Source organism: Streptomyces sp. NPDC059499, from assembly GCF_042749285.1.
In the GTDB taxonomy this organism is placed as follows: Bacteria; Actinomycetota; Actinomycetes; order Streptomycetales; family Streptomycetaceae; genus Streptomyces.
In genome coordinates this window covers 620730-633482 of sequence record NZ_JBHYTT010000001.1, presented here as the reverse complement: position 1 = coordinate 633482, position 12753 = coordinate 620730, and the positions used below count along the sequence as shown (strand labels likewise).

Annotated in this window: 11 protein-coding genes; 7 read left to right on the top strand and 4 right to left on the bottom strand. The window is 72.7% G+C overall.

The window, feature by feature from the left end; all coding sequences use genetic code 11:
- Positions 1-26: 26 nt before the first annotated feature.
- On the top strand, positions 27-1151 hold the full coding sequence (locus ACFW9O_RS02950; protein ID WP_384604327.1) for an acyltransferase: 1125 nt from the start codon (positions 27-29) through the stop codon (positions 1149-1151).
- A 10-nt stretch (positions 1152-1161) separates the two neighbouring features.
- Here the strand turns inward: ACFW9O_RS02950 and ACFW9O_RS02945 are convergent, their stop codons facing one another.
- Positions 1162-2502 carry a polysialyltransferase family glycosyltransferase gene (locus tag ACFW9O_RS02945; protein ID WP_384604324.1) on the bottom strand — a complete coding sequence of 447 codons (1341 nt, stop codon included), beginning with the start codon at positions 2500-2502 and terminating at the stop codon, positions 1162-1164.
- Positions 2499-3482 (bottom strand): glycosyltransferase family 2 protein, encoded by a 984-nt coding sequence (locus ACFW9O_RS02940; protein ID WP_384604321.1) that lies wholly within the window; start codon positions 3480-3482, stop codon positions 2499-2501. The genes ACFW9O_RS02945 and ACFW9O_RS02940 overlap by 4 nt, the downstream gene beginning before the upstream one ends.
- A gap of 208 nt (positions 3483-3690) precedes the next feature.
- Here ACFW9O_RS02940 and ACFW9O_RS02935 point away from each other — a divergent pair, with 208 nt between their 5' ends.
- Genes ACFW9O_RS02935 through ACFW9O_RS02920 form a run of 4 tightly spaced genes read left to right on the top strand, consistent with a single transcriptional unit; the run spans position 3691 to position 8386 of the window.
- Positions 3691-5088, top strand: coding sequence for a DUF6716 putative glycosyltransferase (locus ACFW9O_RS02935; protein ID WP_384604318.1), 1398 nt, complete (start codon positions 3691-3693; stop codon positions 5086-5088).
- Between the two features lie 41 nt (positions 5089-5129).
- Positions 5130-6383, top strand: a complete 1254-nt coding sequence (locus ACFW9O_RS02930) for a cytidylyltransferase domain-containing protein (protein WP_384604315.1) — start codon at positions 5130-5132, stop codon at positions 6381-6383.
- Between the two features lie 12 nt (positions 6384-6395).
- Entirely contained in the window at positions 6396-7331 is a 936-nt protein-coding gene (locus tag ACFW9O_RS02925) for an N-acetylneuraminate synthase family protein (protein WP_384604312.1), read from the top strand.
- Positions 7332-7342: 11 nt separating this feature from the next.
- Positions 7343-8386: a hypothetical protein gene (locus tag ACFW9O_RS02920; RefSeq protein WP_384604309.1), complete on the top strand. Its 1044-nt coding sequence runs from the start codon at positions 7343-7345 to the stop codon at positions 8384-8386.
- Positions 8387-8436: 50 nt separating this feature from the next.
- Here the strand turns inward: ACFW9O_RS02920 and ACFW9O_RS02915 are convergent, their stop codons facing one another.
- Entirely contained in the window at positions 8437-10152 is a 1716-nt protein-coding gene (locus ACFW9O_RS02915; protein WP_384604307.1) for a serine/threonine-protein kinase, read from the bottom strand.
- Positions 10153-10258: 106 nt separating this feature from the next.
- Between ACFW9O_RS02915 and ACFW9O_RS02910 the strand changes: the two genes are divergently transcribed.
- Positions 10259-10414, top strand: coding sequence for a hypothetical protein (locus ACFW9O_RS02910; RefSeq protein WP_384604305.1), 156 nt, complete (start codon positions 10259-10261; stop codon positions 10412-10414).
- 105 nt (positions 10415-10519) lie between these two features.
- Entirely contained in the window at positions 10520-11200 is a 681-nt protein-coding gene (locus ACFW9O_RS02905; protein ID WP_384604302.1) for a hypothetical protein, read from the top strand.
- Positions 11201-11202: 2 nt separating this feature from the next.
- On the opposite strand, the gene ACFW9O_RS02900 is transcribed toward ACFW9O_RS02905, so the two are convergent.
- Complete coding sequence (locus tag ACFW9O_RS02900) at positions 11203-12627, bottom strand: helix-turn-helix domain-containing protein (protein WP_384604299.1); 1425 nt, start codon at positions 12625-12627, stop codon at positions 11203-11205.
- Positions 12628-12753 lie beyond the last annotated feature (126 nt).

Genomic DNA, 12753 nt, shown 5'->3' with positions numbered 1-12753 from the left:
CCGGACGAGTGCGTTCATAGCCTTCGATGACCATGCCATCCTCTGCTTCTCCAGCCGGAACACCGGCCACCGAAACGGCCACCGCACCGTCCCGGGATGCCGCCCCGGGGACCGCGCCGCAGCCCCGCCCGGTCCGTGAGCACCGCTACGACGTCGATCTGATCCGGCTGCTCTGCTCGGTCGGCGTGATCCTGTGCCACACAGGCTCCGCGTTCGTGAACACGGCGGGCCGCGAGGCATCCAACGGCCCCGGTACCTACTGGGCAGGCCTCGTGGCGGACTCGGCGGGCCGCTTCGCGGTGCCCCTGTTCTTCGCGATCGCCGGCTGGGTGGTGCTGGTGGGGGCCCCGGTCAGGGACGGCCGCCGGCTGTGGAAGCGCGTCGTGCGGATCGTGATCCCGCTCGCCGTGTGGACGGCGCTGTACCTGGCGTGGGGCCGGCTGCGCTCCACCAACGACGACCCGGTCGGCGACCTGGCACTCGACTCGCTGTTCGCCTCGGTCCGCCCGGCGTACCACCTCTGGTACCTGTACGCCTACATCCCCGTCATCCTGCTGCTGGCCTTCGCGGCCCTGGTGAAGGCGGGCAGACGCCCCTGGGGACTCGGCGCCGCCCTGCTCGTCCTCGGCGCGGCCCCGTCCCTGTCCGGCGACATCGCCCGGATCACGGAACTGGATCTGCCGCGGTTCGGCTGGGGCTTCGGCCCGTACCAGCTGATCTACGCGGTACTCGGCGCCCTGCTCCTCGCGGTGCCCGCCGGTACGTTCGGCAGGCGCCGCCTGTGGTGGCTCCTCCTGGCCGGCGCGGCGCTGGCCGCGACCGTCGCGTACCAGCACGAGGTGCACTACGCGATCCCGTACGCGAGTGTCCTGGTCGCCCTGTTCAGTGCCGGAGTGCTGCTCTCCCTGCACCGCCTGCACATCCCGGACCGATTGCGGCCGGCGCTGACCCGGCTGTCCGACGCCTCGTTCGGCGCGTACATGATCCATGTCCTCGTCCTGGGCGTCCTCACCGATGCGCTGGTCACGGCGGACCTCACGTGGCCGGCGGCCGCGGCCCTCATGGCCGGGGTGACGGCCGCCACCACGGTGCTCTCCTTCGGAGCCGCCCTCCTGTGGACCCGTCTCGGCCTGACACGGCTGCTCGGCTGAGAGCCGGTGGTCACCTGCCGCGTACGCGGCGGGCGAGGCGGCGCAGCGTCGGGTTGCGGCGGATGGAGGCGAGGCGTGGGGGCACCACGCCCGGGAGCGCGAGCGAGGCCAGCCGGCGGCGCTTGAAATAGCGCCAGGTGCGCCCGTCCAGGTGCTCGGAGAGGTAGCGCTCGGCGGCCGGGCGGAGGTCAGGGCGCACCCGGGGCTGCATGGCGAAGCCGACCGCGTGCAGGAGACCGTCCAGTTTCCGGGCCACGGCCGCCTCCGTGGGCGGCTTCTGACAGGCGACCGCGGCGGCGTCCGTGAGTTCGGGAAGCAGCGCGTCGGTGATCGTGACCGGCACCCTGTACGTGTTCTCGTACGGGGTCAGGCGCTCGAGGAGCGTTCCGGTGCCGGTCCTGGCCACGGGCAGCTCGTACAGGGTGGCCGCCGTGAGCAGTTCGGTCGCCGCGCAGCCGACGACGAGCGCGGGCCGTATCCGCCGGTAGAGGACCTCCGGCAGGACGGGGGCTGTGAGTGACCCGCTGTCGAGCACCGTCAGTTCGGCGCCGAGGCGGGTGGCCTCACGGGCGAGCGCGGCCGACCATGTGACCGGCGCGTGGGGGTGGGGCACGAACAGGAGCCGGGTGTGGCCGAGGGCGACGGTGCCGCGCACCATCCGCAGGTGCAGTTCCCTCGCCTCGGCGGGGGAGAGGAGCCCGGACTCGGCGAGGCGCTCGCCCAGGAGCAGCGCGGGGCCGTCCGGGAACGGGAACTCCGGAGCGGCGTCGGCCAGTTCGGCGAACACCTTCAGCAGGGCTTCGTGGGGCAGGGGGACGGGCTCCGCACCGAACTCGGCCAGCAGCAGCGGCCGCTGGCCGGGGAGCAGGTCCGGGTGGAGCACCCGCCCGACCCGGGTGCCGATCAGCGGCGGGATCTTGCTGCCGGTCGGGCCGTAGCCGGCCAGATCGTCGACGTACACCGTGACGGTTCCGCCGCCGAGGATCTGGGCGAGCGCCTGGGCGGGTGCGGTGTGCGGTGACGCGAACGCCAGCTCGACGTCGTCGTCCCCGAGGTGCCAGGCCCGGCGCAGATGGCGTTCCCACAGGGGCGCGTCGTCGGCGCGAGGGGTCCACTCGGCCGGGTGCTGGGGGCAGATGGTGTCGTTCCAGGAGAGCACCTCGTCGAAACGGGTGCGCAGCAGGCCGGAACCGGGCATCGAGCCCGCGGGGGGCGCCGCCTCCGGGATCGTCGAGGTGTCGCAGAGCAGCAGGATGCGGCGGTCGGCGTCGTCGAAGCACTTCGCGTCGAGGGCGGCGGCGAGTACGGCCGTGCCGTACGGAGTCGAGGCGACGAAGATCTGGGTGGTCACGCGGCAGCCGCTCCCTTCGCGGCGACCGGCCGGCGGCGCAGTCTGCGCAGCAGGGTCGCCCGTTGTACGTCCATGGCGTCGAGGGTGTCGTCGAGGATCGGCTGAGGCATGTCCGCGAGCGCCGCCGCACTGAGCGATTTCAGTTTCCGGGCCACGGACGGTTCGAATTTTCCGATGGAGCCGACGTGGTGGGCGATGACGGCACAGTACGTACGCACCGCTTTAGGCAGCAGCGCGTCCGCGTCGCGGTCGGCCGCCGTCTCACCCACGACCTGGTTGTAGGCGCGTAGGAAATCGAGCTGGCGCTCGTCGCTGATCTGTGTGAGTGACGACGCGACACCCCGCCGGTAGAAATGGCCCAGCGTTCCCAGGACCGCGAAGGAATCCGCTTCGCGGTGCAGCCGCCATATCCACGGCCGGTCCTCGGCGGTGCGCAGCCCGTCGGCGAAATGCAGCAGCCCCCGGTCCAGGAGGCTCCGGTGGTAGAGCCCGGCCCAGGCGTACGCGTAGTCCACCGAGGTGGTCCGGGAGGCCGGCAGGATCGCGTCCCGGGGGGAGCTCACCGCACCGCGCCGGCCGTGCGGGACGCGGTGCACCGTGCGGGACCTGCCGGTGACCTGGACGTGGTCCGTACGGACGAAGGAGCAGCCCAGGGCCTCCGTCCGCGCGAGGAGCCGGGCGTAGTGGCCCGGTGCGAGCCAGTCGTCGCCGTCCAGGAACGCGATGTACTGCCCGCGGGCCGCGTCCAGGCCGGTGTTGCGGGCCGTGGCCAGACCCGTGTTCCGCTCGTGTCTGTGGACGACCACCCCCTCGATGTCGTCCTGGGCCCGGCGCAGGAGCTCCGCCGTACCGTCGGTCGAACCATCGTCGACAAGGATGAACTCGAAGTCCTCGCGGGCGTTGGCGCGCAGGCTTCGGAGCGTATCGGGGGCGTATGTCCGCACGTTGTAGAACGGCACGATGACGGAGAGCTTAACCACCCGCATCACGCTAAGGGCGGGCCCGGCATTTCCCTTGTCCCTGAAGAGGACTGAGGGTGAACGACGCATGTCGGATCAGTGAATCGGCGTAAATTCACGGCTCTTTGAGGTGTTTCCGAGGTCATATCCCCAACCGTCGGCGGGCTGTTAACCATTTGTTGCCCCCGCGTTGGGCCGCTCATAGAAATGCCTTCCTAGCTTTTAGGGCGTGCCTCCACGTACCAGTAATTCGGCTGATCCGGCCGACACCGCAGCAGCAGCCTCCCCGGCGCTCAGGGTTGCCGTACTCGCCGACTCCGACACCCGGTGGAAGTGGGGCGCGCTCACCGCGCGCCGCCTGACCGCAGGTGCCGGCGGGGCCTCCTGGGCCGGCGAGGGCGAACGCCCCGTCGAGGTCACCGGACTGCTGCTGCGCGGCCGTGCCACCCCGACCCCCCGGCAGCTGGCCGAGGTCGGAGAGGTGGGCGTGGACGCCGGCCGGGTGCGCGAGGTGACGGCCGTCGAATTCCTGCACGCGGTGCGTGACGAGGCGTACGACGTCGTCGTGCTCGCCCTCGTCGGCGGCGCCGTCCAGGCGATGCTGCACGGACTGGCCGCCCTGGCCCTGCCCCGCAGGCCCGTGATCGTCACCGGGTACGTGGGAGTCGTCTACGAGAAGCTCGCCGACGGACTCCTGCTGCGGCACGGCGCGGACATCGTCCTCGCCAACTCCCGTCACGACGCGGAGCGTTTCCGCGCGGTGTACGAGGGAGTGGGCGCCGACGCCTCGTCCGTCACGGAGGCCGCGCTGCCGTTCCTCGGCGGGGCGCCGCACCGCCCGGAAGAGGGCCGCGACACCGTCGTGTTCGCCGCCCAGCCCTCCGTGCCGGCCTCCCGCGCGGACCGCACGTACCTGCTGCGCAGGCTCGTCGAGCACGCGAGGCTGCACCCGGGCCGCGAGGTGCTGCTGAAACTGCGCTCGAAGCCGGGCGAGCACACGACCCACATCGAGGAACTGCCCTACCAGCGGCTCGCGGAGCGCCTCCCGGGCGGCCTGCCGCCCAACTTCCGCCTGGTGTACGGGCACATGGGCGAGGTGCTGGACCGCACCGACCTGCTGGTCACGGTCTCCTCGACTGCGGCGCTGGAGTCCCTGCACCGCCGTATCCCGACCGCGATCCTCTCCGACCTCGGCGTACGGGAAACCCTCGGCAACCACCACTTCATCGGCTCCGGGCTGGTCACCTCCTGGGACCGGCTGGACGGCGGGCACCGCCCCGAGCCCGACGAGGAATGGGTCTCCGGTCAGGGGGTCGCCGCCGACGGTTCGTACGACACGGCCTACGACACCGCGCGGGCCCAGGTCGCCGTCCTGCTCGAACGCGGCTCCCTCCCCGGCCTCGCCCCCTACTACACCCCGGCCACCGCCCCCGGATACCTCCCCGGCATCCTCGCCCGCCACCACCTGGCCACCGACGGCCGCCCGCTGCCGGGCGCCGCGACGCCCAAGGAGACCGGCCGGGTCAGAGGGGCGGTGCGCGACACCGTCCGCAACGCGGCGCGCGGCGCCTACCGCCACGGCGTCCAGCGGGTCGCCCCCGTGATCCGGCGGATGGGCGAGCTGTGACCGCCGACCCCGCCGCCACGCCCGACGCTTCAGGAGCAGCCATGACCCCGCCACCGGCACCGACCGTGCTCGCCGTGATCCCCGCCCGCGGCGGATCCAAGGGCGTGCCCGCCAAGAACCTCGCCCAGGTCGGCGGCGTCCCCCTGGTGGCCCGCGCGGTCCACGCCTGCCTCGCCTCCCCCGAGGTCACGGACGTCGTCGTCACCACCGACGACCCGGCCATCGCGGACGCGGCACGGGCCGCCGGCCGGGCGCTGGGCGAGTCGGACCGGCTGCACTGCGTGCAACGCCCCGCCGCCATCGCCGGCGATACCGCGACCAGCGAGGCCGCGGTCCTGCACGCCCTCGACGCGTACGAGGCGATGCAGCCCGGCAGGACCGCCGACGTGGTGCTCCTGGTGCAGTGCACCAGCCCCTTCATCACCCGCGAGGACATCGACGGCGTCGCCGCCGCAGTGTCCCGCGAAGGCGCCGACACGGCGGTCACCGTCGCCCCGTTCCACGGGTTCGTCTGGCGCGACGGCAGTGCGGTGGAGGACGACACGTACGGCGTCAACCACGACAAGGCCGTACGCCCCCGCCGTCAGGACCGCCCGCAGGACCTGCTGGAGACGGGCGCCGCGTACGCCATGGACGTCGGGGGCTTCCGCACCCACCGCCACCGCTTCTTCGGCCGTACCGCGCTCGTACGGACCGACCCGGCGCGCGTACTGGAGATCGACGACCCGCACGACCTGGCACGCGCCCGCGCCCTCGCGCCGCTCCTGGACCCCTCACCGCTGCCGACGCGCGAGGACATCGACGCGGTCGTCCTCGACTTCGACGGCACGCAGACCGACGACCGCGTCCTCATCGACTCCGACGGACACGAGATCGTCGCCGTGCACCGCGGTGACGGCCTCGGCATCGCCGCCCTGCGCAAGGCCGGTGTCCCGCTCCTGATCCTGTCCACGGAACAGAACCCGGTCGTCGCCGCCCGCGCCCGCAAGCTCCAGGTCCCCGTCCTGCACGGCATCGACCGCAAGGACCTGGCACTCAAGCAGTGGTGCGAGGAGCAGGGCTTCGACCCCGACCGCGTGCTCTACGTCGGCAACGACGTCAACGACCTGCCCTGCTTCGGACTGGCGGGCTGGCCCGTCGCCGTCGCCAGCGCCCACGACTCGGTACGCGCCGCCGCGCGGGCCGTGACCACAACCCCCGGTGGTTTCGGAGCCATCCGCGAGATCGCGGCCTGGCTGCTCGGCCCCACCCTCACCACCAGCTCGGCCCCTGCCGACACCACCCCCACCAAGTAAGGAAGCACCACCATGAGCAGCACCTCCCGCCTGCGCACGCTCGGCACCCGCACCGCCGGCCCCGGCCACCCCGTCTACATCACGGGTGAGATCGGCATCAACCACAACGGTGACCTCGACAACGCGCTCGCGCTGATCGACGTGGCCGCCGAAGCCGGCTGCGACGCCGTCAAGTTCCAGAAGCGCACCCCGGAGATCTGCACCCCGCGCGACCAGTGGGACATCGAGCGCGACACCCCCTGGGGCCGGATGACGTACATCGACTACCGCCACCGCGTCGAGTTCGGCGAGGCCGAGTACCAGGCCATCTCCGACCACTGCGCCAAGCGCGGCATCGACTGGTTCGCCTCCCCGTGGGACACCGAGGCCGTCGCCTTCCTCGAGAAGTTCGACGTCCCGGCGCACAAGGTCGCCTCCGCCTCCCTCACGGACGACGAGCTCCTGCGCTCCCTGCGCTCCACGGGCCGCACGGTCATCCTCTCCACCGGCATGTCGACCCCGCGCCAGATCCGGCACGCGGTCGAGGTCCTCGGCAGTGACAACATCCTCCTCTGCCACGCCACGTCGACGTACCCGGCCAAGGCCGAGGAGCTCAACCTGCGCGTCATCAACACCCTGCAGGGTGAGTTCCCGAACGTCCCGATCGGCTACAGCGGCCACGAGACGGGCCTGCAGACGACCCTCGCCGCCGTCGCGCTCGGCGCGGCGTTCGTCGAGCGCCACATCACCCTCGACCGCGCCATGTGGGGCTCCGACCAGGCCGCCTCCGTCGAGCCGCAGGGTCTCACCCGCCTCGTCCGCGACATCCGCACCATCGAGGCCTCCCTCGGTGACGGCGTCAAGAAGGTGTACGAGTCGGAGCTCGGCCCGATGAAGAAGCTCCGCCGCGTCACGGGCGTCGTCGCCGAGACCGAGAACACGCCGGCCGCCGAGCCGGTCACGGTCTGACGGGCAGACCGGTGAACCTCGCCTTCGTCGAGAGCCCGGTCCAGCTCCTGAACGTCCTGGAGTGGACCCACACCCGGGGAGGCTCCGCCGACACCACCGTCGTCGTCCTCCCCCCGGTCGACCCGATGTCGCGCGGCCAGCTGCGCAGGATGGCGGAGCTGGCCCGCGACGAGGGCATAGCGGTCCGCTGGCAGGAGGCGCGCGGGGAGACCGGCGCGCCTCTGAAGGCCCTGCGCGCCCTGACGGGGCTGATCCGCAGGGCGGACCGCATCGTGATCGGGGACCCGTTCTCCCGTTACGTACAGCTGCTCCTCTCCCTGGTCCGCATCCGCCGGATCACGGTCGTCGACGACGGTACGGCCACCATGGAGTTCGTCGCCCAACTCGCGCGCGGCGAACGCCTGGTGCGCTGGCACCGCCGCGGCAGCCGGGGCCCGCGCGAACTGCTCCTGGCCCCGGTGACCTCCGCCGCCCGCCGCAGCTTCACGCCCTCGGCGACCCGCACGGTCGAGGTGTTCACCGCGATGCCGGTGGAGGCGCCGCAGGACGTCGAGGTCACCTCCAACACCTTCGCCTGGACCCGCGACCGGTTCGGCCCGCCCCTGATCACCAAGGGCGCCGACCTGGTCGGCACGTCCCTGGTCGAGACGGGTGTGGTCGACCCGGTCCCGTACCAGGAGGCGGTCACCGCCCTGGCCCGCTCCCACGGCGCGACCCGCTACTTCGCCCACCGCCGTGAGTCCGCGGACAAGCTCCACGCCCTGGAAGCCGCCACCGGCCTGGAGATCGTCCGACCGGACCTTCCCCTGGAACTCATCGCCCGCAGAGGCCCCATCGGCCACACCGTCCTGAGCTTCCCGTCGACGGTCGTCCACACCCTCCCGCTGGCCCTGGTCGGCACCGGGGTGAAGGTCGCGGTGTGCGACATAGCGCCGGAATGGCTCCGCGACTCGGCCTCCCCGCGCGCCCAGGGCTTCCTGAGCGGCGTCACGGAGACGGCCCGGGACGTCCAACGGCTCTCGCCCTGGCGGGTGACCGCGGTCACGGAGGGCTGACCCGGGGGACGCCGGCCGCCCTCACCAGGCGCCCGCCCGGGGTGCCTGCCCTAGGAGGCGGCGTCGCGCCAGACGGTCAGGTCTCCCTGGAGGAAGGCGAGGTCCGGCAGGGCGGTCGACTTGGTCTGGATCACGTACAGCCCGATGTTGCCCTCCTTGTCCTTCATGCAGATCTCGGTGCCGGCCGCCGCCGCGGCCAGTGGCCAGGTGTGGCGATCGGCGCTCCTGAGCATGAGACGGCACTCGTCGAGGGTGGTGCCGTGTCCTCCGAATATCTGGACGAACACGGTGCTGTCGCTCTTCAGTTCGCAGCCGTCCGTCTCGCAGCCGAAGCGGATGTCACCCTTGCGGCCCGTCAGCGACGGATCGGAGCTCTTGAGGCTCAGCGAGTTCTTCGCGTCCAGCCACACCAGGGGGAATCCCTCGGGTCGCGGCTCCTGGGGCGAGTCCGACGACACGGAGTCCTCGGACGCGCCGTCACCCGCCCCGACCGCCGACGGATTCGCGGCATCCGCGGAGGGACCCGACGACGACCCCGGTACGGATGCCGACGACCGTGCGGTCGGTCCCGCGGAGGACGCCGTGGAGCCGGCCGTGGCCCGGTCGCCGATCCGGTCCATCGCGTCCATGACCGACCATGCCAGTGCCACCACCAGCACCGCAGCTCCCGTCACAGCGGCAGCCGCGATCAGCGCCGTGCGCCGTTTGCTGGCCGGACGTCTTACCGTCCGCCCCGACGGAGGCTGCGGCCACCCGGACCCCGGTCGCGGAAGTGCCTGGGCGGTCGCGGGGACCGGCGGGAACGGAGAGGCGGGGTCGGGCGCGGGCACGGGTGCATACGTGTAAGCCGGGGTCGGCGCGGGTTCCGGCGCCGGAACCACGGGCTCGGGCCCGGTGATCTCCCGCCACACGGCAGGCCCCCCGCCTGCGTCGGCGTCGGCCCCCAGGCGGTTGCGGCACCACTCCACGACCTCCGCCGGCGTGGCCCGCTCCGCCGGGTCGGCGGCCAGGCACCGGGCGAACAGCGGGCGCAGCGACTCGGGCAGCAGGGACAGGTCGGGGTCGGAGTGCACGATCCGGTACAGCACGTTGACGGCCGGGCCGTCGCCGTAGAGCGGTCTGCCCAGCACCGCGAACGCCGCCGTCTGCCCGAGAGCGAAGATGTCGGTCGCCGCAGTGATCTCACCCCCGGACGCCTGCTCCGGGGCCATGAAGGGCGGCGTCCCGATCGTGCCCCCCGTCGCCGTGTACGAGGTCCCGTCGGTGGCCAGCGCGATACCGAAGTCGATCACTCGTGGGCCGTCGCCCGCCAACAGCACGTTCGACGGTTTCAGGTCACGGTGCACGATGCCCTCGGCGTGGATGGCCTGCAATGCCTCGGCCACCCCCGCCATCAGCCACAGCACGGCGGGCACCGGCAGCGGCCCGCGCCGGGTCACCGCCTCCGTCAGCGACGGTCCCGGGACGTACAGCGTGGCCAGCCACGGGGGTACGCCGTCGGCGTCGGCGTCGATCAGCTCGGCGGTGTACGCCCCCCGGACCTGTCGGGCCGCCTTGATCTCCCGGCCGAACCGCCGCCGGAAGCCGGGATCGTCGGCCAGCTCCGGCCGCACGACCTTGATCGCCACGGGGCGGCCGCCCTGCGTGTGTGACAGGTACACCCGGCCCATGCCACCGGCGCCGAGCCGCGCGGCGAGCCGATAGCCGGCCACCACCGGCGGGTCGTCGGCCTGGAGCGGCTGGAAGACCTCCGTTGCATGGCTCATCAACCCTGTACCCCCTGTGATGTGTTGGCCAACGGAAGCAGCCTAAGCGGCGTGGAGGCGCGACGGGCTCGGGAACCGGTGCCGTACGACAGAAGGCATGTGATCAATGCGCACCGTGCACGTGCCGCCGGCGCCGCGGCCGCACCGGACCAGCCCCTCGGCGCGTCATTACATCGGCGGGTCCCAGGCGCTGATCGCCGAACTGCCGGCCGCCCCGGAGCTGGAGGCGCATCCGGTGGCGCCGGGCGACGAGGTCGGCTAAGGCCCCGGACAAGGGAGCGCAGAAGGCTGCGCAGGGCGTACCTTCGTGCTGAACGTCCGGTACGGGGCCGGACGTTCAGCACGGACACGTGAAGGAGCCGGCCGGGTGACCAGTACTCTGACGCTGCGAGGGTTGGGGCGGCTGCGGACCGCACCTGGCGGCCTGTTCGACTGCAGGATCGACTTCAGGGACGGGCCGGGAGCCTCACGGCCCGTCGCCCATGTGGAGCGCGAACTGCCTTCCGACGGCATCCCCGCCTACCTCGCGGCCCGGCAGAGCGGCGCCCGCTCCTTCGTCCTGTGGGCGGACGAGCACCGACAGGCACGGGTCGCCACCGTGGTCACCGTCTCGGCGAGCGGGGGACGCGCACAGTTCCAGGTGCTCGGCCCGCAGGGCGAACTGCTCGGTGTGCTCACCCGCGACAAGGCGTTCAGCCGGGGACTGCGCACGCGCTGGACCGTGAGCCGTGCCGGTGCGCCCGACGCGGTGGGATACAAGGGTCGGCTCTTCTGGTGGTGCGTGTGGTGGCTCTGCACGCCCCTGCTGCCGCTCATACTCGTGGCTCTCCTTTTCGGAGGCGGCGGCGGTGGCGGGGACTTCCCCCGCGGCCCCCGCCGCATGAAGTGGCGCTCGGGAGGAAAGGTCCCGCTGGAGTTCAGGTCGTCCGGCGACACGGTGCGCCTGTACGCACCGGACCTGGACTGGCGGCTCGGAGCCGCACTCGCCGCCTTGATCCCCACCTTCGACGGCTGGATCGGCAATGCCTGGGACGCGCGGAAGGACTGAGTTCAGTCCACGCGGGGCGCCCAGGCGCGGGCAGAGGTGTCGTACTCGTAGGACGTCAGGCCCTCGACGGCGCTGGTGCGGAACGGGCGGCCGCGGTCATCGATCCGGGCGGTGCCCGTGCGGCCCTGGGACGACCAGTCCAGCTCCAGGTACCAACTGCAGTCGCAGGTAACGGTCCTGGCGGTGACCAGCAGCACCTCGGGGTCCTCGGCGGACACCCGGTAGGGCATGCTCACCGCCGGGATCGGCGTGCCGGCGTCGTTGCCGGCGGTCGCGCGGGCGACGGGCCGGTTCCTGTCCAGGTCCACGGCGAAGGACCGCGGGGTGAGGGAGCCGCCGCAGCCCTGGTCCATGGAGTACGCGTTGCCCGGAGCGGGATCGGCGCGGCCGGTCACGCGCACCCGTAACGCTTCGAGGACCACCGCGGTGTCGGACGTCCCCTGCACGGACAGTTTCACGATCGTCTCCCCGCCGTGTACCGCCCGCTGGGTCGCCGCCCAGGTACCGGCGTCCTGTTGGACCGGAGGGGGCGGCACCCGATCCGGCGGTGCGGCGACGACGTAGGTGTGAGCGCAGCCGAAGGCCCACCCGTGGGAGTCGACGGACCAGGCGAGGGGAGGACCCGCGGGTTCGGACCCTGCCGGGGCGCTCGTGGAGCCGGCCGGGTCCGACGGCTCGCGCCGGGTTCCCGGGGAGCTCGCGGTGCCGTCCTTGGGGCCATCGGAAGGCGACACGGAGCGGGTGTTCGAGGCCCTCGGGCCGGCGGACGCGGACGCGGTCCCCGGGGCGACCGACGATGCCCGCGCACCGTCGTCGGTGTCCCGGCCGTCCGGCAGCAGGGCCAGGCTCCCCGCAGCGGCGAGCGCGGCACACACGAGGGCCGCGGCGCGCTTGCGCCGGTACCAGGGCCTGGGGCGGCGCGGCGCGGGCGAGGGACCGCTCACCAGGCCCTCCGCTCCGGCCGGACCATCGGCAGCCTCGACCGCAGGGGCGGCCGGACCACCAACAGCCCCGCTCGTGGGGGCGGCCGGACCACCGACAGCCCCGCTCGTGGGGGCGCCGCCGTCATCACTGCCGCTGTCGCCGGGCTGCCCGCCGGCCGGGGCTTCCGGTCCCTCCGCCTCACCCGGTCCCTCCGCCTCACCGAGGGGCCCGGTCGGGTGGGGGCGTTGCCGGGCAGCCACGGCCAGGAGCCAGCGGCGGTGCAGCTCCAGACGCTCCGCACCCGAAGCCCCGCACAGGGCCGCGAAACGCTCCACGGGCGCGAAGTCGAGAGGAACCGCCTCACCGGTGCAGTAGCGGTGCAGCGTGGACGTGTTCATGTGGAGACGGCGGCCGAGCGAACCGTAACTGCGGTCCGTACGCTCCTTCAGTTCCCTCAGCAGCGCCGCGAACTGTGCCACGGAGTCCTGTGTCTGCACCGTCACCTCCGCACCCGTCAGGGCTCGATCCGGTTCCGGGAGCAGGCGTCCCGGGGTCGGGGCCCGTCCCAGGCGCCCATATACCTGCACGTCAAGGTGGCTGGGATGGTTCCACCCCGGCCGGTCCGACGG

Excerpts from the sequence above, each read along its gene's own strand:
- ACFW9O_RS02915 (WP_384604307.1), bottom strand. The coding sequence starts at position 10,152 with ATGAGCCATGCAACGGAGGTCTTCCAGCCGCTCCAGGCCGACGACCCG.
- ACFW9O_RS02950 (WP_384604327.1), top strand. The coding sequence starts at position 27 with ATGACCATGCCATCCTCTGCTTCTCCAGCCGGAACACCGGCCACCGAA.
- ACFW9O_RS02910 (WP_384604305.1), top strand. The coding sequence starts at position 10,259 with ATGCGCACCGTGCACGTGCCGCCGGCGCCGCGGCCGCACCGGACCAGC.
- ACFW9O_RS02925 (WP_384604312.1), top strand. The coding sequence starts at position 6,396 with ATGAGCAGCACCTCCCGCCTGCGCACGCTCGGCACCCGCACCGCCGGC.
- ACFW9O_RS02930 (WP_384604315.1), top strand. The coding sequence starts at position 5,130 with ATGACCCCGCCACCGGCACCGACCGTGCTCGCCGTGATCCCCGCCCGC.